Annotated in this window: 21 protein-coding genes; 7 read left to right on the plus strand and 14 right to left on the minus strand. The window is 60.0% G+C overall.

Annotated elements, in window-relative coordinates; genetic code table 11:
- Positions 1–26 precede the first annotated feature (26 nt).
- From mrdA to ACMXYH_RS28675, 5 genes are all read right to left on the minus strand, one after another.
- A complete protein-coding gene (gene mrdA, locus ACMXYH_RS28655) occupies positions 27–1,922 on the minus strand; it encodes a penicillin-binding protein 2 (protein WP_129440892.1) in 1,896 nt (631 codons plus the stop codon).
- Between the two features lie 10 nt (positions 1,923–1,932).
- Positions 1,933–2,400: a 23S rRNA (pseudouridine(1915)-N(3))-methyltransferase RlmH gene (gene rlmH / locus ACMXYH_RS28660; RefSeq protein WP_007937439.1), complete on the minus strand. Its 468-nt coding sequence runs from the start codon at positions 2,398–2,400 to the stop codon at positions 1,933–1,935.
- Positions 2,401–2,409: 9 nt separating this feature from the next.
- Positions 2,410–2,904 (minus strand): ribosome silencing factor, encoded by a 495-nt coding sequence (rsfS, locus tag ACMXYH_RS28665; RefSeq protein ID WP_046055550.1) that lies wholly within the window; start codon positions 2,902–2,904, stop codon positions 2,410–2,412.
- Positions 2,905–2,976: 72 nt separating this feature from the next.
- Positions 2,977–3,666 carry a nicotinate-nucleotide adenylyltransferase gene (gene nadD, locus ACMXYH_RS28670; RefSeq protein WP_256657754.1) on the minus strand — a complete coding sequence of 230 codons (690 nt, stop codon included), beginning with the start codon at positions 3,664–3,666 and terminating at the stop codon, positions 2,977–2,979.
- Between the two features lies 1 nt (position 3,667).
- Positions 3,668–4,939, minus strand: a complete 1,272-nt coding sequence (locus ACMXYH_RS28675; RefSeq protein ID WP_111451174.1) for a glutamate-5-semialdehyde dehydrogenase — start codon at positions 4,937–4,939, stop codon at positions 3,668–3,670.
- Positions 4,940–5,116: 177 nt separating this feature from the next.
- On the opposite strand from ACMXYH_RS28675, the gene ACMXYH_RS28680 reads away from it, so the two are divergent.
- Together ACMXYH_RS28680 and ACMXYH_RS28685 are read left to right on the plus strand one after the other, a co-directional pair.
- Positions 5,117–5,812: a DNA-3-methyladenine glycosylase gene (locus tag ACMXYH_RS28680; RefSeq protein WP_415765657.1), complete on the plus strand. Its 696-nt coding sequence runs from the start codon at positions 5,117–5,119 to the stop codon at positions 5,810–5,812.
- A 123-nt stretch (positions 5,813–5,935) separates the two neighbouring features.
- Positions 5,936–7,252: a bifunctional DedA family/phosphatase PAP2 family protein gene (locus tag ACMXYH_RS28685; RefSeq protein WP_415765658.1), complete on the plus strand. Its 1,317-nt coding sequence runs from the start codon at positions 5,936–5,938 to the stop codon at positions 7,250–7,252.
- A 48-nt stretch (positions 7,253–7,300) separates the two neighbouring features.
- Here the strand turns inward: ACMXYH_RS28685 and ACMXYH_RS28690 are convergent, their stop codons facing one another.
- The 5 genes from ACMXYH_RS28690 to ACMXYH_RS28710 all read right to left on the minus strand — a co-directional run bounded on the left by ACMXYH_RS28690 (position 7,301) and on the right by ACMXYH_RS28710 (position 9,970).
- Complete coding sequence (locus ACMXYH_RS28690; RefSeq protein WP_415765659.1) at positions 7,301–7,876, minus strand: hypothetical protein; 576 nt, start codon at positions 7,874–7,876, stop codon at positions 7,301–7,303.
- A 96-nt stretch (positions 7,877–7,972) separates the two neighbouring features.
- The gene (locus ACMXYH_RS28695; protein ID WP_129440880.1) at positions 7,973–8,179 is read right to left on the minus strand and encodes a hypothetical protein; all 207 of its coding nucleotides are present in this window, start codon (positions 8,177–8,179) and stop codon (positions 7,973–7,975) included.
- A 114-nt stretch (positions 8,180–8,293) separates the two neighbouring features.
- Positions 8,294–8,884, minus strand: a complete 591-nt coding sequence (locus tag ACMXYH_RS28700; RefSeq protein WP_008152802.1) for an LON peptidase substrate-binding domain-containing protein — start codon at positions 8,882–8,884, stop codon at positions 8,294–8,296.
- A gap of 10 nt (positions 8,885–8,894) precedes the next feature.
- A complete protein-coding gene (locus ACMXYH_RS28705) occupies positions 8,895–9,611 on the minus strand; it encodes an LrgB family protein (protein ID WP_134422482.1) in 717 nt (238 codons plus the stop codon).
- Positions 9,608–9,970 carry a CidA/LrgA family protein gene (locus tag ACMXYH_RS28710; RefSeq protein ID WP_415765660.1) on the minus strand — a complete coding sequence of 121 codons (363 nt, stop codon included), beginning with the start codon at positions 9,968–9,970 and terminating at the stop codon, positions 9,608–9,610. Before ACMXYH_RS28710 ends, ACMXYH_RS28705 begins: the two co-directional genes overlap by 4 nt.
- Positions 9,971–10,151: 181 nt before the next feature.
- Here ACMXYH_RS28710 and ACMXYH_RS28715 point away from each other — a divergent pair, with 181 nt between their 5' ends.
- The 3 genes from ACMXYH_RS28715 to ACMXYH_RS28725 all read left to right on the plus strand — a co-directional run bounded on the left by ACMXYH_RS28715 (position 10,152) and on the right by ACMXYH_RS28725 (position 13,107).
- Positions 10,152–10,607 (plus strand): MaoC family dehydratase, encoded by a 456-nt coding sequence (locus ACMXYH_RS28715; protein WP_123367685.1) that lies wholly within the window; start codon positions 10,152–10,154, stop codon positions 10,605–10,607.
- A gap of 112 nt (positions 10,608–10,719) precedes the next feature.
- Positions 10,720–12,438: a C13 family peptidase gene (locus ACMXYH_RS28720; protein ID WP_415765661.1), complete on the plus strand. Its 1,719-nt coding sequence runs from the start codon at positions 10,720–10,722 to the stop codon at positions 12,436–12,438.
- Positions 12,439–12,465: 27 nt separating this feature from the next.
- Positions 12,466–13,107, plus strand: coding sequence for an oxidoreductase (locus tag ACMXYH_RS28725; RefSeq protein ID WP_129440872.1), 642 nt, complete (start codon positions 12,466–12,468; stop codon positions 13,105–13,107).
- An 85-nt stretch (positions 13,108–13,192) separates the two neighbouring features.
- Here the strand turns inward: ACMXYH_RS28725 and ACMXYH_RS28730 are convergent, their stop codons facing one another.
- The 4 genes from ACMXYH_RS28730 to ACMXYH_RS28745 form a co-directional block, all read right to left on the minus strand.
- Positions 13,193–13,477, minus strand: a complete 285-nt coding sequence (locus ACMXYH_RS28730) for a YceK/YidQ family lipoprotein (RefSeq protein WP_129440870.1) — start codon at positions 13,475–13,477, stop codon at positions 13,193–13,195.
- Positions 13,470–14,102 (minus strand): flavin prenyltransferase UbiX, encoded by a 633-nt coding sequence (gene ubiX / locus ACMXYH_RS28735; RefSeq protein ID WP_415765662.1) that lies wholly within the window; start codon positions 14,100–14,102, stop codon positions 13,470–13,472. The genes ACMXYH_RS28730 and ubiX overlap by 8 nt, the downstream gene beginning before the upstream one ends.
- The gene (mpl, locus tag ACMXYH_RS28740; protein ID WP_134422488.1) at positions 14,099–15,448 is read right to left on the minus strand and encodes a UDP-N-acetylmuramate:L-alanyl-gamma-D-glutamyl-meso-diaminopimelate ligase; all 1,350 of its coding nucleotides are present in this window, start codon (positions 15,446–15,448) and stop codon (positions 14,099–14,101) included. The genes ubiX and mpl overlap by 4 nt, the downstream gene beginning before the upstream one ends.
- Positions 15,449–15,614: 166 nt before the next feature.
- A complete protein-coding gene (locus ACMXYH_RS28745) occupies positions 15,615–17,528 on the minus strand; it encodes a sigma-54-dependent Fis family transcriptional regulator (RefSeq protein ID WP_129440864.1) in 1,914 nt (637 codons plus the stop codon).
- Between the two features lie 381 nt (positions 17,529–17,909).
- On the opposite strand from ACMXYH_RS28745, the gene exaC reads away from it, so the two are divergent.
- Together exaC and eat are read left to right on the plus strand one after the other, a co-directional pair.
- Positions 17,910–19,430 carry an acetaldehyde dehydrogenase ExaC gene (gene exaC / locus ACMXYH_RS28750; protein ID WP_010467346.1) on the plus strand — a complete coding sequence of 507 codons (1,521 nt, stop codon included), beginning with the start codon at positions 17,910–17,912 and terminating at the stop codon, positions 19,428–19,430.
- 266 nt (positions 19,431–19,696) lie between these two features.
- Complete coding sequence (gene eat / locus ACMXYH_RS28755) at positions 19,697–21,067, plus strand: ethanolamine permease (protein WP_046047379.1); 1,371 nt, start codon at positions 19,697–19,699, stop codon at positions 21,065–21,067.
- Positions 21,068–21,112 lie beyond the last annotated feature (45 nt).

Consider the following 21,112-nt stretch of genomic DNA (forward strand, 5'->3'; position numbering starts at 1 on the left):
CCTCGCTGGAGAGGATGCGATCGAAATTACTCTTCACGGGCCGTAGCCTCCGCACTGATAGGGCTGGCGTATTCGGCCTTCAACCGACCGTCCTGGTCCAGAAGCCAGGCGTCCATGATTTGACGCACCACGGGCGCTGCGACGCCGGAACCGGACTCGCCGTTCTCGACCATCACCGACACCACGATTTGCGGGTTGTCGGCTGGGGCGAAGCCGACGAACAAGGCGTGGTCGCGATGGCGCTCCTGAACCTTGGAGCGGTCGTACTTCTCGCCCTGCTTGATCGCGACGACCTGGGCCGTACCACTTTTGCCGGCAATCCGGTATTGAGCGCCAATCGATGCCTTGCGCGCGGTACCACGGGCACCGTGCATCACCTGTTGCATGCCGTGGTTGACCTTGGTCCAGTCGGACGGGTCACGCAGGATGATATCCGGCATCGGGTTTTCATCCTTCGGCCGCTCGCCTTCGACGGTCTTGGCCAGGTGCGGACGGTTCCAGACACCCTTGTTCGCGACCAGCGCCGTGGCCTGGGCCAGTTGCAATGGCGTTGATTGCATGTAGCCCTGACCAATCCCGAGAATCAGCGTTTCGCCCGGGAACCAGGCCTGACGCCGGGTTGCACGCTTCCATTCACGTGTAGGCATCAGCCCCGGCGACTCTTCGAACATGTCCAGCGAAACCTTCTGGCCGATGCCGAACTTGCTCATGTACGCCGACAAGCGATCGATTCCCAGTTTGTGGGCCAGGTCGTAGAAGTAGGTGTCGTTGGACCGCATGATCGCCGTGTCCAGATCGACGTAGCCGTCACCGGTACGGTTCCAGTTCCGGTATTTGTGATCGTAGTTGGGCAACTGGTAATAGCCGGGGTCATACACCCGACTCGACGCGTTCACAACGCCAGAATCCAGGCCGGCAATTGCCACTGCCGGTTTGATGGTCGAACCCGGCGGGTACAGGCCGCGCAGCACGCGGTTGAACAGCGGCCGATCAATGGAATCGCGCAGTTCGGAATAGGCCTTGAAACTGATGCCGGTGACGAACAGGTTCGGGTCAAAACTCGGCTGACTGACCATCGCCAGGACTTCGCCGGTTTTCGGGTCCAGCGCCACCACTGCGCCACGGCGACCGCCGAGTGCAGCTTCGGCGGCCTCCTGCAATTTGATGTCCAGGCTCAGGACGATGTCCTTGCCGGAAACCGGTTCGGTACGTTTGAGCACCCGCAGCACGCGGCCACGGGCGTTGGTCTCGACTTCTTCGTAACCGACCTGACCGTGCAATTCGGGCTCGTAGAAGCGCTCGATGCCGGTTTTGCCAATTTGATGGGTGCCGCTGTAACTCACCGGGTCCAGAGACTTGAGCTCTTTCTCGTTGATCCGCCCCATATATCCCACCGAATGCGCAAAGTGCGCGCCCTGCGGATAGTGACGAACCAGCTGCGCGACCACTTCCACGCCCGGCAGACGGAACTGGTTCACCGCGATGCGGGCGATCTGTTCTTCGGTCAGCTCGAACAGGATCGGCACCGGCTCGAACGGCCGACGCCCCTGACGCATGCGCTTCTCGAAGATCACTCGGTCCTCGGGCGTCAGCTCCAGCACTTCGACGATCACGTCCAGTACTTGCTGCCAGTCGCCGGAGCGCTCGCGGGTCATGCTCAGGCTGAAGCTGGGCCGGTTATCCGCCACCACCACGCCATTGCGATCGAAGATCAAGCCCCGAGTCGGCGGAATCGGCTGCACATGGACGCGGTTGTTTTCCGACAGGGTCGAGTGGTACTCGTACTGGATCACCTGAAGGAAATACAGCCGCGCGATCAGCACACCGATCAGCGTCACGACCGCAATTGCCCCGAACACGACGCGGCCACGCACCAGACGGGCGTCTTTTTCGTGGTCCTTGATGCGGATCGGCTGGGGCATGAGGGCAGAACTACTTGTGGTAAGGGTGGCCGGACAGGACTGTCCAGGCACGATACAGCTGTTCGCCGATCAGGATTCGCACCAGCGGGTGCGGCAACGTCAACGGCGAGAGCGACCAGCGCTGATCGGCCCGGGCACAGACTTCCGGCGCCAGCCCTTCGGGGCCGCCGACCATGAAATTCACCGTGCGCGAGTCCAGCCGCCAGCGATCGAGCTCGACCGCCAGCTGCTCGGTGCTCCAGGGCTTGCCGTGGACTTCGAGGGTCACAACGCGCTCGTTCGGCCCGACCTTGGCCAGCATGGCTTCGCCTTCCTGACGGATGAAGCGCGCCACGTCGGCGTTCTTGCCACGGGTGTTGAGCGGTATTTCCACCAGTTCCAGCGCCAGCTCGGACGGAAGACGCTTGGCATATTCATGCCAGCCTTCTTCCACCCACTTGGGCATGCGTGAACCGACGGCGATCAGTCGCAGTCGCACAGCGGTCCCTTATTGCTGGTCTTTGTTGAGCTTGACGAAGTGCTCATGGGTGTTTTCCGGGCTGTGGTGAGCCGCGTTCAGAGCACGGCTCTGTTCTGCACCGGACCACAGACGCTCCAGGTCGTAAAACTGACGAGCCGAAGCGGTCATCATGTGCACGATGACATCATCCATATCCAGCAGCACCCAGTCGCTGTCGCCCTTGCCTTCTTCACCCAGTGGCTTGACGCCCAGGGCTTTGACGGCTTCGCGGACCTTGTCCAGCATCGCGCCGATCTGGCGGTTGGAGGTACCGGTAGCGATGATCATGAAGTCAGTGATGCTCTGCTTTTCACGAACGTCGATTACCTGAATGTCCTGGCCTTTCACGTCTTCCAGGGCCGCTACGGCAACCTTGACCAGCTCTTCGCCGCGCAGCTCAGGGCCGGTTGGAACCTCTACTGGCAGCGGGGCGCTCTTGAACGTGCCTTTGCGCTTTACTTTAGTTACGTCTTTGTCAGTCATATAAAACTCGTTTTGCTCGTATGTTCGGGCGCTTCGGTACACGCGTTCACGTGTTTTGAAGCGCTCCCTTTTTCAGTTCGACGCACGGTAGAGTCCGTGCGCATCGATGTAGGCCAGGACCGCGTCGGGCACCAGGAAACGTACCGACTTACCGCTGGCCAGCAGTTGACGGATCTGGGTGGCGGATACCGCGAGCGGTGTCTGCCAGACGAATGCAATCTGTCCGCTCGGCCCTTTGAGGGCCAGCGGGTCGCTCACCGAGCGTGCCGCCAACAGATTGCGCAAGGCATCCGGCGGTTCGCTGTCGGCATCCGGGCGTTGCAGCACCAGGATGTGGCAATGCTGGAGCAACTCTTCCCAGCGGTGCCAAGTGGGCAGGCCGCAAAATGCGTCCCAGCCCAAAAGTAGAAAAACCTGGTCGGAGGCGGCCAGTTCGGCGCGCATCAGCTCCAGGGTGTCAATGGTGTAAGACGGTTTGTCCCGCTGCAGTTCGCGGGCGTCCACCACCAACGGCGCCACACCGGCCACCGCGCACTCGACCATCGCCAGACGGTCTTTCGCCGACACTTGCGGCGTACCGCGATGAGGTGGTCTGGCACTGGGTGTCAGACGCAGCTCATCGAGCGCCAGCGATTCGGCGACTTCCAGCGCACTGCGCAAATGGCCGATGTGCACCGGGTCGAAGGTTCCGCCCAGCATGCCAATGCGTCGAGGCGCAGGCTCGCTGGCGGTGACCGGGGCTGACAAGTCGAGGTCGCCCAAGTCAGTCCGACGCCTGGCCGCGCAACTGGCCATCACCGACCACGATGTACTTCTCGCAGGTCAAACCTTCGAGACCCACCGGGCCGCGGGCGTGCAGCTTATCAGTAGAAATGCCAATCTCGGCACCCAATCCGTATTCGAAGCCATCGGCGAAGCACGTCGGGGTATTGATCATCACCGACGACGAATCGACTTCCGCGACGAAACGCCGGGTGTCAGCAAGGTTTTCGCTGACGATCGAATCGGTGTGATGGGAGCCGTACTTATTAATGTGTTCGATGGCCTGGTCCAGCCCGTCGACCACACGGATCGAGAGAATCGGCGCCAGGTACTCGGTGTTCCAGTCTTCTTCACTAGCGGCAACAGCCTCGATGATCGCCCGGGTGCGCTCGCAGCCACGCAGCTCGACGCCTTTTTCGCGGAACTGTGCAGCCATCGACGGCAGGAAATCCTTGGCGACCGATTGGTCCACCAGCAGGGTTTCCATGGCACCGCAGATGCCATAGCGGTAAGTCTTGGCATTGAAGGCGATGCGCTGGGCTTTCGGCAGGTCGGCGTGGGCACTGACATAAACGTGACAGATGCCGTCCAGGTGTTTGATAACCGGCACGCGGGCATCGCGGCTAACGCGCTCGATCAGGCCACGGCCGCCACGGGGCACGATAACGTCGACGTATTCTGGCATGGTGATCAGTGCGCCAACGGCGGCACGATCGGTGGTTTCGACCACTTGCACCACGGCGGCAGGCAAATCGGCTTCGGCCAGACCGCGCTGGATGCAGGCGGCAATGGCACGATTGGAATGAATCGCCTCGGAGCCGCCACGCAGGATGGTCGCGTTGCCGGACTTCAGGCACAGGCTGGCGGCATCGATGGTCACGTTCGGCCGGGATTCGTAGATGATCCCGATCACGCCCAACGGCACGCGCATCTTGCCGACCTGAATGCCCGATGGCCGAAAGCTCATGTCGCGGATCGCGCCGACCGGGTCCGGCAAAGCCGCTACCTGACGCAAACCGACGATCATGCCGTCGATGCGTTCCGGGGTCAGCGCCAGACGCTCAAGCAATGCAGGCTCAAGACCATTGGCGCGGCCAGCGGCCAAATCCAGTTCATTGGCAGCCGTCAGCTCGGCGCGTGCAGCGTCCAACGCATTGGCAGCAGCCTGCAAGGCGCGGTTTTTCTGCGCGGTGCTGGCACGGCCGATGACGCGAGAAGCCTCGCGGGCAGCGCGACCCAGGCGGGTCATGTAGTCAAGAACGGACTCAGTCATGGTCTGGCGTGGACTTGGTAAAGAGGAAAGCGGCAGATTATAGCTGTCACGTCTCCCGACTAACAGCGGTGACGGGCGGATGGTCGAAATGGAGGGCAATTTGCCGACGTTCAGCCGTGATTAAGCTGCAAATTGTTATCATCGCGACTCAATCAGCCCTGATAAACGCCGTTCATCATGACCAACCTGACTGTTCGCACGTCCGCGACGAGCCTGCCCAAGGGGCTCGCGGATGCATTTTTCGACAGAGACGCCCAAACGCTGGCGCGGGATTTACTCGGCAAAGTCATCCGTCACCGGGTCGGCGACCTGTGGCTCAGCGCCCGGATCATCGAGACCGAAGCCTATTACTGCGAAGAAAAAGGCAGCCACGCCTCCCTCGGCTACACAGAAAAACGTAAGGCTTTGTTTCTGGATGGCGGCCACATCTATATGTACTACGCCCGGGGCGGCGATTCCCTGAACTTCAGCGCCCAGGGGCCGGGCAATGCTGTGCTGATCAAATCCGCCTATCCGTGGGTCGATGACTTGAGCGGGCCGGCGAGCCTGGCGCAGATGCTGTTGAACAATCCCGACGCCCAAAGTCGCCCTCGCCCCTCGCAAAAGCTTTGCGCCGGACAGACTTTGCTCTGCAAGGCGCTGGGCCTGAAGGTGCCGGTCTGGGACGCCAAGCGCTTCGACCATGAAGTGCTGCTGGTGGAAGATGTCGGCCCGGCGCCCGTTCACATCATACAAACCACGCGTTTGGGCATTCCCCACGGCCGCGATGAGCATTTGATGTACCGCTTCGTCGATGCGGCTTACGCGCCGTATTGCACGCGAAACCCGCTGCGACGGGGGCAGGTCGAAGGTCGCGATTATTTTTTGCTGTGAACACAGTTCCCTGTAGGAGCTGCCGTAGGCTGCGATCTTTTGATCTTAAAGGATCAAGATCAAAAGATCGCAGCCTGCGGCAGCTCCTACGCCGGGGGTCAATTAATAAGAGGGAGTTGTTTTATGGGCCCATGGCTCGATAGCGTGACCGGTTGGTTGACGGTCAACCCGCAATGGCTGGCCGCGGCGGTGTTCATAGTGGCCTTCGTGGAATGCTTGGCGATTGCCGGGCTGATCGTGCCCGGCACGGTGCTGCTGTTTGCCGTGGCGGTACTGGCCGGCAGTGGCGCGCTGTCATTGAGCGAAACGCTATTACTGGGATTCCTCGCCGGCGTTCTGGGCGATATCGTCTCTTACTTCATCGGACGACATTTCCACCAGAACATCCGGCGCCTGCCAGGGTTGCGCCATCATCCGGAATGGATCGCCGGGGCCGAGGCGTATTTCCAGCGCTACGGCATCGCCAGCCTGCTGGTCGGGCGTTTCATCGGTCCGCTGCGGCCGATGCTGCCGATGGTCGCCGGGATGTTCGACATGCCCTTCCCGCGCTTCGCCGCCGTCAGCTTGCTGGCCGCCGCCGGCTGGAGCGTCGCGTACCTGCTGCCCGGCTGGGCCACGGGGGCGGCAATTCGCTTGCCGTTGCCGGAGGGATTCTGGCCTGAGGCCGGCATCGTCGCCGGCAGCATCGCCCTCATGGTGGGCTTGAGCATCACCAGCAGCATGCGCCGTCATCGCAAAGCGACGATGCTGATTACCGGAATGAGCTTCCTTATTTTGGCCGGACTGTTTATCGGCTATCCGCACCTGACCGCCCTCGATCAGGGCGTGATGACCCTGGTGCAGGAACATCGCAGCCCGCTGCTCGATGAAGTGGCGGTGACGTTCACGCTGATCGGCGAATTCCGCAACATGCTGGTGTTCAGCGCCCTGCTGACGGGTTTGCTGTTGCTCACCCGGCAATGGCGCCAGGCGATTTTCGCCGGTAGCACCCTGCTGTGCACCGCGCTGGGCAACACCGTGACCAAACACTTTTTCGCCCGCGTACGCCCGGAAGTGTTGAGCGATCCTCTGACCAGCTACAGCATGCCGAGCGGCCACGCCTCGGGCTCTTTTGCGCTGTTTCTGACGCTGGCCGTGCTGGCCGGCCGCGGACAACCGCCGCGCATGCGTCTGACCTGGCTGCTATTGGGTTGCTTGCCCGCGCTGGCGATTGCCCTGTCGCGGGTGTACCTGGGCGCGCACTGGCCGACGGATGTGCTGGCCGGCGCGATGCTGGCGGCGTGCGTGTGTGCGGCGAGTTTGTGGCTGAATCAGCGCCCGGCGCCGCTGAACGCCATGCCACCAAAGGTCTGGTGGCTGGTGTTGCCGGCGCTGGTGGCGCTGTTCGGTTTCTTTGCGTTGCGGCATTTGCCGCATGCGATGTTGCGGTATGCGTATTAAAGATACCGATAAAACGCGCCATTCATTGCACGAATGAATGGCGCGAGTTCACTCATCCACCGCGGCGGACGTCGGAATAACCTTGAGTACAAAGGCGGCTGGCTTGTTGTTAAAGGCGTCATGTCCCGTGCGGTTGGGGTCTACATTTTTAAAGATTATCTTCCCGCTCTCTTCGGCACGATATAACGCTCGCCCATTCACCTCACTCACGATGTAAACATAAGAGGGCCCTGGGTCAAGATCAGTAAACCTGGCTTTAGGCGCGCCGTGTTTACTGATTGAAAAAAAATCAGAATCCGCATTGTCACTTACGGACACATGGTGAGTATCGGCCTCTATTTTCAAGCGCCATCCTTCATAAGCACCTCGCAAAACGACTGTGACAGCATAATCGTCACCGCGCGGAACAAACTTGAATAACAAAGGAGTATCATCCTCATGATCGGCGAGCGTAATAATACTCGAAGCGCCCCTGTCGGCCAGGGCAACTTCAACATCCAGTTGTTCGTGCCTGGTGATTCGCGGATCACTGAGTCTTGTCTTCAGGCGCTGTTGGTTCAGGACCAACGGCAAACCGTTAACGTAAAGGTTCGCTGTAAACGTTTTATTTTCTTCCATGACCATAAAAACACCTTGATTTTATTAGATGCGGCACTACTTACTCCCCACCAACATAGCGAGAGTACCGTTAACAAAAATAACGAAATACAAAAATACTGACTAAACCGTAGGCATAGCGGCCACGGACACTTCCTTCAACAAAGGTTTTAAGCGCTTGCGCTTACGACGTTCAACCACCATCAAGTCAGCATAAACGCCCGCCGCATCTATTACCTTATCGACGTTATGATCGGCCGCTGCATGCTTCAGAATATATTTGCCAGCGACATCATCCCAAAACGCCCATTCGTCTTCATAAATATTCATGACTTCATCCTTGTTATTAATCAGATCGCCCACTCCTTGCGGGCAACTTGAAATTAAGACAAAGACAAAATCAAAACAATACTGGCAGACAAACCAAGTTAATACAAAGTACAACTAAGCAAACAACTCACCCTGCAACTCATCCAGCAGCGCCTGAATCGCATCCAGCCGCTGCTGCGGATCATCGAGTTGCAGCAGGTCGATCTTGTCCACTTCGGCAAACGGCAACAGGTACGCCAACTGATTGGCCAACGACTGCTGCCCGGTTGCTTCGGTGCCCATGTTCAATGCTTCGACCATCGGGTGTTCGGCCAAGGCTTTGAGCAGCGCAACCAGGTCGGCGTCTTCGTCCTGCAGCGGTTGCTCAGGTTCGTCCTCCAGCCACTCGACCTCGGCGACGGTCAGCTGATCGCGCTGAATCTCGGTACGCAACACGTGGAAACGCCGCCCGCCCTGCACCCGAATGCCCAGCAAGCCATTGTCCTGCTGTTTGAAATCAGTGATCAGCGCCTCGCATCCGACCAGCGCGTAGCCCGCCGGGGCGATGCCGACTTCTTCGCCGTCGAGGATGCACACCACGCCGAAGCCGCCGCCCTGTTTCATGCAACGACTGATCATGTCCAGGTAGCGCGCCTCGAAGATCTGCAAATCGAGGATGCAACCAGGAAACAACACCGTGTTCAGCGGAAAAAGCGGCAAGCTCATAGACATTTCCTTACACCACCATCGACACCGCCAACGGCAGGAAAACTGCCGTGGCCACGCCCATCAGACTCATCGCCAGCGCCGCGAAGGCGCCGCATTCTTCACTTTCCTGCATCGCCACCGCCGTGCCGACCGCGTGCGCTGTCATGCCCAGTGCCATACCGCGCGCCTCAGGGCTGTGCACACCCAGCCTGGTCAAAAGGCTCGGCCCGAAGATCGCCCCGATCACCCCGGTGATCAACACGAACACTGCCGCCAGCGCCGCGACGCCACCGATCTGCTCCGCCACCAGCATGGCAATCGGCGACGTCACCGACTTCGGCGCCATGGTCATCAGGATCATGTGTTCGGCACCAAACGACCAGCCTAGCAATACGCCCATGCCGGTGGCGACGACGCCACCTATCACCAGCGTAGTAAATATCGGCCAGAACAACTGCCGAATGCGTCGCAGATTGAGGTACAGCGGCACAGCCAGCGCCACGGTCGCAGGCCCGAGCAGGATGCTGAGGATCTCGGTGCTCTTGCGGTACTCGGCATAGGTCAGGCCGCAACCCACCAATACGCCGATCACCAGTAGCATCGAGACCAGCACCGGTTGCAGAAAGATCCAGCGGGTTTTCTCGAACGCCGCCAGCACCAACTGATAAGCACCCAGCGTAATGCCAATACCGAACAACGGATGATGAATCACCGACGTCCAGGCGCCGTGCCAGTCGAGGATCATTGGCCGTCCTCACGATGAGCGTGACGCTTGACCATGCTCTGCATCAGCACGCCAGCGAAGGCCAGTGACAGCAACAGTGACAATACCAGCGCACCGACGATGGCCCAGAAATCCGCGGCAATGTCTTTGGCGTAAACCATCACACCCACGGCTGGCGGTACCAGCAGCAAGGGCAGATAACGCAGCAGACTGCTGGCCGCGAGGTTCAGCGGTTCGCCGACCTGGCCACGGCTGATCAGGAACACCAGCAGCAACAGCAGGCCGACAATCGGCCCCGGCAGCACCGGTAAAAACAAGTGGTTGATGGCTGTGCCCAGCAATTGGAACAGCACCAGCCAGGTCAGGCCACGTAACAACATCCATCATCTCCCGCAAATTCGCGCTCGGCATTATAAGCACGCCAACGCTATGGACCGGCATTCGCCAAAATCATGGTCAGTTGACCGGAGCCATTTGCCATGTTGATCTAAAGTGGTAATCCGGGAGGTCAAATCCCCCCACCTCAAAACTATAAAACCGATGAACCCAAGGAGAGTCTCAATGCCCTATGTTCCAGTTGCGGAGCTCAAAGATTATGTCGGCAAGGAACTCGGACGTTCCGAATGGCTCACCATCGATCAGGAGCGCATCAACCTGTTCGCCGAAGCCACAGGGGACTATCAGTTCATCCACGTCGACCCGGTCAAAGCCGCGCAAACGCCATTTGGCAGCACCATTGCCCACGGTTTCCTGTCGCTATCGCTGATCCCCAAACTGATGGAAGACATCCTGATCCTCCCTGAAGGGGCGAAGATGGTGGTCAACTACGGCTTGGATACCGTGCGTTTCATCCAGCCAGTGAAGGTCAATTCCAGGGTACGACTCAAGGTCGACATGAACGAAGTCATCGAGAAAAAGCCCGGTCAATGGCTGCTCAAAGCCACCGCCACGCTTGAAATCGAAGGCTCGGATAAACCGGCCTACATCGCCGAGCCACTGTCTCTCTGCTTCGTGTAACCCATCCCGGATGCGAAGCAGCTCACGCTGTTTCGCGCCCTCTCCTGTTTCCTGGCTATATAAGGTCAAACAGCTGCGGCATACTCGGTCGCCTAATTGCCCGGATCCCGCTATGCGCCCACTTGCACTCCTCGCTCTGACCCTATTGCTCACCGCTTGCGGCGACGGCGAATCGCTGTTGCCCCCCGACGCCCGGTTGCCGGACGGCGGACGCTATCGTGGTGAACTGGTCAACGGATTGCTGCAAGGCCTGGGCCGTATCGATTACCCGAACGGCAGCTGGTACGCCGGCGACTTCGACAAGGGCCAATGGCATGGCCAGGGCGAATGGCACGGCAGCAACGGCGAAGTCTATCGCGGGGGATTCAATCTAGGGCTGTTCGACGGCAAGGGCATACTGACCACCAGCGGCAGCAGCTTCACCGGCAGTTTCAAAGCCGGTCGACGGGACGGTGAAGGCACCCTCAAAGAAAACGGTATGACCTACCGCGGTGAATTCAAGGCCGATCAATATTCAGGGCTCGGTCGTCTCGAACTCGAAGACGGCAGCTTGTATCAGGGCCAGTTCGCCCACGGCAAACCCAACGGCGAAGGCCAACGGGGCGACGCCAGCGGCAATCAGTTCACCGGGCATTTCGTCGACGGTCAGCTCGAAGGCAACGGGACTTTCAACAGCGCCGATGGCGATATCTATGTCGGCGGTTTCAAGAACAACCAACTGCACGGCAAGGGCCGCTACGAGAACGCCGACGGTGATGTCTGGCTTGGTCAATTCAAGGAAGGGTCGCTGAACGGCAAGGGCGAGTTGATCGGCGCCGACGGCAGCCATTACATCGGCCAGTTCAGCGACTGGCGCTTTACCGGCCAAGGTCGATTGAACCTGTCCGACGGCAGCTTCTACATCGGCCAGTTCGACGGTGACAGTTACTCGGGGCGCGGCACCCTGGTGCTGACTGACGGCACAGTGCAAAGCGGTACGTGGATCAATGGCCAGCGTGTTCGCGATGCCGATGGCAAGCTGCTGCCCGATAGCCTGGAGCTCGGTTTGCTGGCCCAGGGCCGCCTGCTGAACGAAGCACTGTCCAACGTGCCGGCTTCGACCCCGGCGGTCGAGTTGTACACCCTGACAGTCGGCGGTGACGGCAAGCAAAGCGTGTTCCTGCGCGAATCCGATTACGTCAGCAACATGCTCAGCAGCCGCTTTGGTGCGTTTGGCCAGATCCGCCTGGTGAACCATCGCGACCACCTCGTCGACCGGCCGATGGCCACCCGGGAAAACCTGCGCCGCGCCGCCGCCACCCTGGCCGAACGCAGTGGCCCGGAAGACTTGATCTTCATTTACATGACCAGCCACGGCACCAGCGAACACGAACTGGTGCTCGACCAGCCGCGCATGGAACTGTCCGATCTGCCGGCCGACGAACTCGCCGCGGTTCTCTCACCGCTGAAAAGCCGCGACAAGATCATCGTGATTTCGTCCTGTTACTCCGGTGGCTTCATTCCGGCGCTCAAGGATGAACGCACCCTGATCATGACCGCCTCGCGGGCTGACCGCGTGTCCTTCGGCTGCTCGGAAGAGGCCAATTTCACCTATTTCGGCGATGCGCTGTTCGCCCAGGCACTGAACCAGACTGACGATCTGGAGCAAGCCTTCAAACTGGCCAAGGCCACCGTCGCCGAGCGCGAACTGGCGGACAGCTTCGAAGCCTCTGAACCGCAGATCTGGGCGCCGAAAACCGTTCTCTCTCACTGGCAGCTGTTACGCAAGCAGCAGGCACGAAAGGCGTTGCAAAGTGTCTCTATCAGCAGCAAGGATGCAAAGAGCAACTAAGCTGAATAGTATCAAGGGGGAAACACTATGTACTTGACGCCTCAGCACGTATTGCTTGCCGGAGCTACCGGTTTGACCGGCGAACATTTACTTGATCGCCTGCTCAATGAGCCCACGATCTCACGAGTATTGGCGCCCTCACGCCGGCCATTGGCCGAGCATCCCCATTTGGAAAACCCGGTCGGCGACCCGGCGGTGTTTCTGCCGCAACTGAGCGGTCGCGTCGACATCGCCTACTGCTGCCTCGGCACCACCATCAAACAGGCCGGCTCGGAGCAGGCGTTTCGCGCGGTGGACCTGGACATGGTGGTGGCGTTCGCCAAACGCGCACGGGAGATGGGCGCACGGCACCTGATCGTGATCAGTGCCCTGGGGGCCGATCGCAGGTCCTCTATTTTCTACAACCGCGTCAAAGGCGAGATGGAATATGCATTGCGCGCACAGGACTGGCCGCAACTGACCATTTGTCGACCTTCGCTGCTGCTGGGCGAGCGCATGGAACCGCGTATGGCTGAGCAATTCGTCGGGCCCTTGTCCCGCTTGATCCCGGGCAAATACCGCGGCATCGAAGCCTGCCAACTGGCCCGCGCCATGTGGCGACTGGCGCTGGAAGAGCAGGATGGGGTGCGGATTGTGGAGTCGGATGAGTTGCGCAAGTTAGGCAAATAAGATCAAAAGATCGCAGCCTTCGGCAGCTCCTACAGTGGAATGTGTACACCTGTAGGAGCTGCCGAAGGCTGCGATCTTTTGCTTTTTACAATCCGCCCGTCGCCTGAAAACTTACCCCAATCACCGTAAGCACCGACAGCGGCAACAGCAGCGTGTCGAGCAACGCACTGGCCGGCAGGTCGATGCCGGGGTAGCTCGGGGCTTCGGCGCCGAAGTGGTCCATGGCGCAGCAACCGCCGTTCATGGCATACAAATCCAGACGCGTCCCCGAATACACCACTGGCGCCCCGGGCTTGGCGGCATCAAGTGTTCGCGCCGTGGCGCAGCCAGCCAATTGCAGCGCCAGCACAATTGCCAATAGCTTATTCATCGCTGGTCAGATGGTGTTCGCCCCAACGCGGCAGCATGTCCTGGGGAATGTTCAGCAGATTGAGAATTCGCGCCACGACAAAATCGATCAAGTCGTCGATGGTTTGCGGCTGATGATAAAAGCCTGGCGACGCCGGCAAAATCGTCACGCCCATGTTCGACAACTTGAGCATGTTCTCCAGGTGGATGCTCGAATACGGCGCCTCACGCGGCACCAGAATCAGCTGACGACGTTCCTTCAAGGTGACGTCGGCAGCACGCTCGATCAGGTTGTTGCAAGCCCCCGTCGCAATAGCGGACAAGGTCCCAGTGGAACACGGCACCACCACCATCGCTGCCGACGCGCCGGAGCCCGAGGCCACTGGCGACATCCAGTCTTCCTTGCCATACACCCGAATCTGCCCGACGGCAGCGCCAGTGTATTCGGTGAGGAAGGCCTGCATCATCTGGGTTTTCGGCGGCAGCGTAACGTCTGTCTCGGTGGCCATCACCAGTTGCGCAGCCTTGGAGATCATGAAGTGCACCTCGCGGTCTTCACGAATCAGGCAGTCAAGCAGGCGCAAACCATATTGGGCGCCCGAAGCGCCGGTCATCGCCAGCGTGATGCGTTCCGGGCCGTTGTTCATTGCAGCGCCTCGGCGAGTTTGCCGTGCAGGCCGCCGAAGCCGCCGTTGCTCATGATCACCACGTGAGTGCCGGGCTGGGCCTGGCTCTTCACACGCTCGATAATGCCTTCAAGCGAATCGCTGACGATCGACGGCACCGTGCACAACGCAGCAGTAGCCCCCAGATCCCAACCGAGGTTGGCCGGCGCATACCAGATCACCTGATCGGCATCGACCACGCTTTCCGGCAAGCCGTCGCGGTGAGCACCGAGCTTCATGGAGTTGGAGCGCGGCTCGATGATCGCAATCAACGGTGCATCGCCGATGCGCTTGCGCAGACCGTCGAGGGTCGTCGCAATCGCCGTCGGATGGTGAGCGAAGTCGTCGTAGATGGTAATGCCACGGACCTCCGCGACTTTCTCCATCCGGCGCTTGACGCTTTTGAATGCGCTCAGAGCAGCGATGCCCATAGACGGCACAACACCGACGTGGCGCGCCGCAGCCAACGTGGCCAGGGCGTTGGCGACGTTGTGTTGGCCGGTCATGTCCCACTCGACCACACCTTGGGCAACACCTTCGAACATCACTTCAAACTTCGAACCGTCTTCGCTGAGCAGTTTGACCTGCCACTGACCGCCGGCACCGGTGGTTTGCACCGGAGTCCAGCAGCCCATCTCGATCACCCGCTTCAACGCAGGTTCGGTGGTCGGGTGAATCACCAGGCCTTCGCTCGGGATGGTCCGCACCAAATGGTGGAACTGGCGCTCGATGGCGGGTAGATCGGGGAAGATGTCGGCGTGATCGTATTCCAGGTTGTTCAGGATCGCCGTGCGCGGGCGGTAGTGAACGAACTTGGAGCGCTTGTCGAAGAACGCGCTGTCGTACTCGTCGGCTTCGATCACGAAGAATGGGGTGTCACCCAGACGAGCGGACACCGAGAAGTTTTGCGGCACGCCGCCGATCAGGAAACCCGGGCTCATGCCCGCGTGTTCCAGCACCCAGGCGAGCATGCTGCTGGTGGTGGTTTTGCCGTGAGTACCGGCGACGGCCAGCACCCAGCGACCTTGCAACACGTGATCCGCCAGCCATTGCGGGCCGGAGACGTACGGCAGGCCTTTATTCAGCACGTATTCGACAGCCGGGTTGCCGCGGGACATGGCATTGCCGATCACCACCAGATCCGGTGCCGGATCGAGCTGCGCCGGGTCATAGCCTTGAGTCAACTCAATGCCCTGAGCCTCCAGCTGAGTGCTCATCGGCGGATAGACGTTGGCATCGGAGCCCGTCACGTGATGGCCCAGCTCTTTGGCCAGAACCGCCATCGAACCCATGAAAGTGCCGCAGATACCAAGAATGTGAATGTGCATTAGTCGACCTCGTAAAACATGGCCGCAGGTTAGCTTAGGGTGGGAAAATTCGCACCTTGTGTTTCGGACTTGAGGACGCCTTCGCGAGCAAGCCCCAACATTGGATTTGTGAACGACTCAGATCAACTGTGGGAGCGGGCTTGCTCGCGAATGGCCGCGATGCGGTTTATCGGGCAATCCCGTGCTTGCGCAGCTTCCGATAAAGCGTATTGCGACTAACCCCAAGTTGTTCAGCCGTGTGAGTCATATGCCAACGCGTCTGTTCCAGCGCATTCAGCAACGCCAGCCGCTCAGCGTCATCCAGCGGGTAGTCCGACGGCTCCTCAACGGCAACAACCGGAACTGGCCGAGCCTGACGAATCATCGCCGGCAAATCCTCCAGCCCGATCCGCCCACCGTCGCACAACGCCGCTAACGTGCGCAGCACATTACGCAACTGCCGCACGTTCCCCGGCCAGGCGAAGGCCAGCAACGCCTGGCGTGCCGGACCGTCGATCAATACGGTTTCCCCGCCCGCCTCTTCGGCCAGCAAAAAATCGAGCAGTTGGGATTTATCACTGCGATCACGCAACGCCGGCAATGCAACTTCCAGCCCATTGAGTCGGTAATACAAATCCTCGCGGAAGCTGCCGTCCTGCACCCGCTCCAGCAGATTGCGGTGAGTGGCGCTGATGATCCGTACGTTGACCGACTCCGGCTCGCCGCCGATCGGCACCACCTGACGGTCTTCCAGCACCCTTAATAGCCGGGTCTGCAAGGCCAGGGGCATGTCACCGATTTCATCGAGGAACAGAGTCCCGCCATCAGCCTGCTGCAACTTGCCGCGCATGCCTTCCTTGCGTGCACCAGTAAAGCTGCCGCCGCGATAACCAAACAGTTCGCTCTCGATCAGGCTTTCGGGGATGGCGGCACAGTTGAGGGCGACGAAGGCTTTTTCTGCTCGCTGGCTGGCCTGGTGGACGGCTTTGGCAAACGCTTCTTTACCGGATCCGGTTTCGCCGTTGATCAGTAGCGGTACGTCCCGCTCGAACACGCGCAAGGATTTGCGGAAATCTTCCTGCAACCCCGTGTCACCCAGACAAATACCCGACAAGCGCGAAGATTCGGCGATCACCGCACTTTGCACCACCGGCACCGGAATGCTGCGTGGCTGCCCGCGCAACAGCGCAAACAGACTCCGTCCGTCGCGCGTGCGCAACGGCCAACTGGCGCTGGCATTGACGCTGGCGCGGCCGAGCAATTCATCCAGCGAGCAGTCGAAAAACGCCTCCACCGGTTTGCCCAGCAACCCACCGCGAATATGCCCCAGCAGGTTCAGCGCACTCTGGTTGACCGCGCTGATCCGCCCTTCTCCGTCGAATGCCAACAACCCTTCGCTGAACAGCCCGACGGATTCGGCCTGAAGGTGAAAACGCAGCAACCACTGATTGTCGAAATAGCGCAGGAAGTAGCAGCTCTCGATCATCTTCGCCGAAAGATTGACCAGGGCCATGGTGTGAAACTGGCTTTGACGAGAGACCTCGTGGCGCGCCGAGGACACATCGAGCACCGCCAGCAGTTCGCCGTGTGGGTCGAACACCGGGCTCGCCGAGCAGGTCAGGCCGGTGTGACGGCCGCGAAAATGCTCATCCTGGTGGATGGTCAGCGACTGACGCTCCACCAGACAGGTGCCGATGCCGTTGGTACCTTCACAGGCTTCGCTCCAGTCCGCACCGAGCCAGAGGCCGGCGCGTTCGAAAATCTTCCGTTCGGCAGGCGCGGTGACGCAATTGAGGATCACCCCGCGGGCGTCAGTCAGCAGGACCGCGTGGCCGGCGCCGGAGAGTTGCTGATGAAGACTGGTCATTTCGCTGCCGGCGATGTGCAGCACTTGCTGCAAGCGCTCGCGGCTTTCCAGGACGCGGCCATGTTCCAGCACTGTCGGTGCCATGGTCAGGGCCGGGTCGAGGTGATAGTCCTCAAGACAGCGCAGCCAGGAGCGGGCAATCGACGGATCGCTGCCGGGGCCGTGCAAGTGAGACTTTCCCTGAGTGACGGTCAGGACCTGCTGGGCATGGCGACTCAAATGGTTGTCGTGCATTTCTTATTGTTCTCCCCGAAAGGTGTACACGGCCCTGTAGGAGCTGCCGAAGGCTGCGATCTTTTGACTTTGATGGTTCGAGATCAAAAGATCGCAGCCTTCGGCAGTGCCTACGGTCCATCACAGGCACCGAGCATCCTCCAGCCATCCATGCTTTGCAATGCTGGCAAGACCGCCCGGTCACAGGTTGCGCCAGAAACGGTACAAAGTGTCACCATGGCTGTACCGAAACCGTCACAGACAGCGTCCGCCGGTCCGACAAAAACTGCGTAAGGCCTTGATTTGCCTGACCTGCAAGGCACTGGCCCGACCTTTGCTCTACGCTTATAGCAAGCGCACATGCGCCTCTCTAATAAGTACAAAAGCCAAGGAGAACTCACCATGCGTTACGCTCACCCCGGTACTGAAGGCGCTATCGTTTCGTTCAAGAGCAAATACGGTAACTACATCGGCGGCGAGTTCGTCGCGCCTGTTAAAGGTCAGTACTTCACCAATACCTCGCCAGTGAATGGCCAACCGATTGCCGAATTCCCGCGCTCCACGGCCGAAGACATCGACAAAGCCCTGGACGCTGCCCACGCCGCTGCCGATGCCTGGGGCGCCACGTCCGCCCAGGCTCGCTCGCTGGTGCTGCTGAAAATCGCCGACCGCATCGAACAGAACCTCGAAGTCCTGGCGATCACCGAATCCTGGGACAACGGCAAAGCCGTGCGTGAAACCCTCAACGCCGACATCCCGCTGGCGGCGGACCATTTCCGCTACTTCGCCGGTTGCATCCGCGCCCAGGAAGGCAGCGCTGCAGAGATCGACGGCAATACCGTGGCGTATCACATCCATGAACCATTGGGCGTGGTCGGGCAGATCATCCCGTGGAACTTCCCGATCCTGATGGCTGCCTGGAAACTCGCCCCGGCCCTGGCGGCTGGTAACTGCGTGGTGCTCAAGCCTGCCGAGCAAACGCCGCTGGGCATTACCGTGCTGATGGAGCTGATCGGCGACCTGCTGCCGCCGGGCGTGCTGAACGTGGTGCAAGGCTTCGGCAAAGAAGCCGGCGAAGCACTGGCCACCAGCAAACGCATCGCCAAGATCGCCTTCACCGGCTCGACCCCGGTCGGCTCGCACATCATGAAATGCGCCGCCGAAAACATCATTCCGTCCACCGTGGAGCTGGGTGGCAAGTCGCCGAACATCTTCTTCGAAGACATCATGAAGGCCGAGCCAAGCTTCATTGAAAAAGCCGCTGAAGGCCTGGTGCTGGCGTTCTTCAACCAAGGCGAAGTCTGCACCTGCCCATCCCGTGCATTGGTGCAAGAGTCGATCTACGACGACTTCATGAAAGTCGTGATGAAGAAAGTGCTGTCGATCAAACGTGGCGACCCGCTGGACACCGACACCATGGTCGGCGCCCAGGCGTCCGAGCAGCAATTCGACAAAATCCTTTCGTACCTGGAAATCGCCAAGGGCGAAGGCGCCGAGCTGTTGACCGGCGGCAAGGTGGAGAAACTCGAGGGCAACCTGGCGACCGGGTATTACATCCAGCCGACCCTGCTCAAGGGCACCAACAAAATGCGTGTGTTCCAGGAAGAAATCTTTGGTCCGGTGGTGAGCATCACCACCTTCAAGGACGAAGCCGAAGCCCTGGCCATCGCCAACGATACCGAGTTCGGCCTGGGTGCCGGCCTCTGGACCCGCGACATCAACCGCGCCTATCGCATGGGCCGCGCCATCAAGGCCGGTCGTGTGTGGACCAACTGCTACCACCTGTACCCGGCGCACGCCGCGTTTGGCGGTTACAAAAAATCCGGCGTCGGTCGTGAAACCCACAAAATGATGCTTGATCACTATCAGCAGACCAAAAACCTGCTGGTGAGCTACGACATTAATCCGTTGGGCTTCTTCTAAAAAGCGTGGGCGGGACAGGTATTCCTGTGTCGCCCTTCACATAGCTTTCGCGAGCAAGCCCGCTCCCACAGTGGACTTGTGTCGACCCATTCCAGTGGACTCACACAGAACCCCTGTGGGAGCGGGCTTGCTCGCGAAGGCGTCCTCACCGACAACACCGGACATCGCCCTGCCGCTCTGGCACGGGCTTTGCGTGCCCGCTCTACACGAAAACGTCGTACCCGAAAGTCCAACAGATCAAACAATAAAAAAGACAGCGAGGACTTATGACTTCTACTACACAGCTCAAACCCACACTCGGCACCCTGCATTTATGGGGCATCGCCGTCGGCCTGGTGATTTCCGGCGAGTATTTCGGCTGGAGTTACGGCTGGGGCACCGCAGGGACCCTGGGTTTCCTCGTCACCGCCCTAATGGTGGCGACGATGTACACCTGTTTCATCTTCAGCTTCACCGAATTGACTACCGCGATTCCCCACGCGGGCGGGCCGTTTGCCTACAGCCGGCGGGCCTTCGGTGAGAAAGGCGGGCTGATCGCCGGCATCGCCACTCTGATCGAATTCGTCTTTGCGCCCCCGGCGATTGCCATGGCCATTGGCGCCTACCTCAACGTGCAATACCCGGAACTGGACCCCAAGATCGCCGCCGTTGGCGCCTATTTCGTGTTCATGGGCTTGAATATCCTCGGCGTCAGCATCGCCGCGACGTTTGAACTGGTTGTCACCGTACTGGCGGTCGCCGAATTGCTGGTGTTCATGGGCGTCGTTGCGCCAGGCTTCAGCTTCAGTAATTTCGCGCTTAACGGCTGGTCGGGCGCCAACGAGTTCACCATGGGCTCGATCCCTGGCATCTTTGCGGCGATCCCCTTTGCGATCTGGTTTTTCCTTGCGATTGAAGGCGCGGCGATGGCGGCTGAAGAAGCCAAGGACCCGAAACGCACGATTCCCAGGGCATACGTCAGTGGCATTCTGACCTTGGTGTTCCTGGCTATCGGCGTGATGGTGATGGCGGGCGGCGTTGGCGATTGGCGTCAACTGTCGAACATCAACGACCCGTTGCCGCAGGCGATGAAAGCAGTGGTCGGCAACAATTCGAGCTGGATGCACATGCTGGTTTGGATCGGCCTGTTCGGTCTGGTGGCGAGTTTCCACGGGATCATTCTTGGCTACTCGCGGCAGTTCTTTGCGCTGGCCCGGGCCGGTTACCTGCCTCGCGGTCTGGCCAAGCTCTCGCGCTTCCAGACTCCGCACCGGGCGATCCTGGCTGGCGGCGTGATCGGCATCGCGGCGATCTACAGCGACGGTCTGGTCAACCTGCAAGGCATGACCCTGACGGCAGCAATGATCACCATGTCGGTATTCGGTGCCATCGTGATGTACATCATCAGTATGCTGAGCCTGTTCAAACTGCGTAAAACCGAGCCGAACCTTGAACGCACCTTCCGCGCGCCGGGCTACCCGATCGTGCCGGGGATTGCGCTGTTTCTGGCGGTGGTGTGCCTGGTGGCGATGGCCTGGTTCAACACGCTGATTGGCTGTGTATTCCTCGGGTTTATGGCTGTCGGTTACTTGTATTTCCAATTGACCGCCAAGCAGCGCTTCGATGCGCCGGCGGACGCGATGCTCGAAGGCGTCTGAGTTGCACCGGCGCCGGGCCTGTTGCCCGGCGCCTGCCATATTGAA

This window comes from Pseudomonas frigoris (assembly GCF_047758635.1).
GTDB classification, from domain to species: domain Bacteria; phylum Pseudomonadota; class Gammaproteobacteria; order Pseudomonadales; family Pseudomonadaceae; genus Aquipseudomonas; species Aquipseudomonas frigoris.

Coding starts and splice junctions, on each gene's coding strand:
- mrdA (WP_129440892.1), bottom strand. CDS start 1,922: ATGCCCCAGCCGATCCGCATCAAGGACCACGAAAAAGACGCCCGTCTG.
- rsfS (WP_046055550.1), bottom strand. CDS start 2,904: ATGACTGACAAAGACGTAACTAAAGTAAAGCGCAAAGGCACGTTCAAG.
- ACMXYH_RS28675 (WP_111451174.1), bottom strand. CDS start 4,939: ATGACTGAGTCCGTTCTTGACTACATGACCCGCCTGGGTCGCGCTGCC.
- ACMXYH_RS28680 (WP_415765657.1), top strand. CDS start 5,117: ATGACCAACCTGACTGTTCGCACGTCCGCGACGAGCCTGCCCAAGGGG.
- ACMXYH_RS28685 (WP_415765658.1), top strand. CDS start 5,936: ATGGGCCCATGGCTCGATAGCGTGACCGGTTGGTTGACGGTCAACCCG.
- ACMXYH_RS28690 (WP_415765659.1), bottom strand. CDS start 7,876: ATGGTCATGGAAGAAAATAAAACGTTTACAGCGAACCTTTACGTTAAC.
- ACMXYH_RS28695 (WP_129440880.1), bottom strand. CDS start 8,179: ATGAATATTTATGAAGACGAATGGGCGTTTTGGGATGATGTCGCTGGC.
- ACMXYH_RS28700 (WP_008152802.1), bottom strand. CDS start 8,884: ATGAGCTTGCCGCTTTTTCCGCTGAACACGGTGTTGTTTCCTGGTTGC.
- ACMXYH_RS28705 (WP_134422482.1), bottom strand. CDS start 9,611: ATGATCCTCGACTGGCACGGCGCCTGGACGTCGGTGATTCATCATCCG.
- ACMXYH_RS28710 (WP_415765660.1), bottom strand. CDS start 9,970: ATGTTGTTACGTGGCCTGACCTGGCTGGTGCTGTTCCAATTGCTGGGC.
- ACMXYH_RS28715 (WP_123367685.1), top strand. CDS start 10,152: ATGCCCTATGTTCCAGTTGCGGAGCTCAAAGATTATGTCGGCAAGGAA.
- ACMXYH_RS28720 (WP_415765661.1), top strand. CDS start 10,720: ATGCGCCCACTTGCACTCCTCGCTCTGACCCTATTGCTCACCGCTTGC.
- ACMXYH_RS28725 (WP_129440872.1), top strand. CDS start 12,466: ATGTACTTGACGCCTCAGCACGTATTGCTTGCCGGAGCTACCGGTTTG.
- ACMXYH_RS28730 (WP_129440870.1), bottom strand. CDS start 13,477: ATGAATAAGCTATTGGCAATTGTGCTGGCGCTGCAATTGGCTGGCTGC.
- ubiX (WP_415765662.1), bottom strand. CDS start 14,102: ATGAACAACGGCCCGGAACGCATCACGCTGGCGATGACCGGCGCTTCG.
- mpl (WP_134422488.1), bottom strand. CDS start 15,448: ATGCACATTCACATTCTTGGTATCTGCGGCACTTTCATGGGTTCGATG.
- ACMXYH_RS28745 (WP_129440864.1), bottom strand. CDS start 17,528: ATGCACGACAACCATTTGAGTCGCCATGCCCAGCAGGTCCTGACCGTC.
- exaC (WP_010467346.1), top strand. CDS start 17,910: ATGCGTTACGCTCACCCCGGTACTGAAGGCGCTATCGTTTCGTTCAAG.
- eat (WP_046047379.1), top strand. CDS start 19,697: ATGACTTCTACTACACAGCTCAAACCCACACTCGGCACCCTGCATTTA.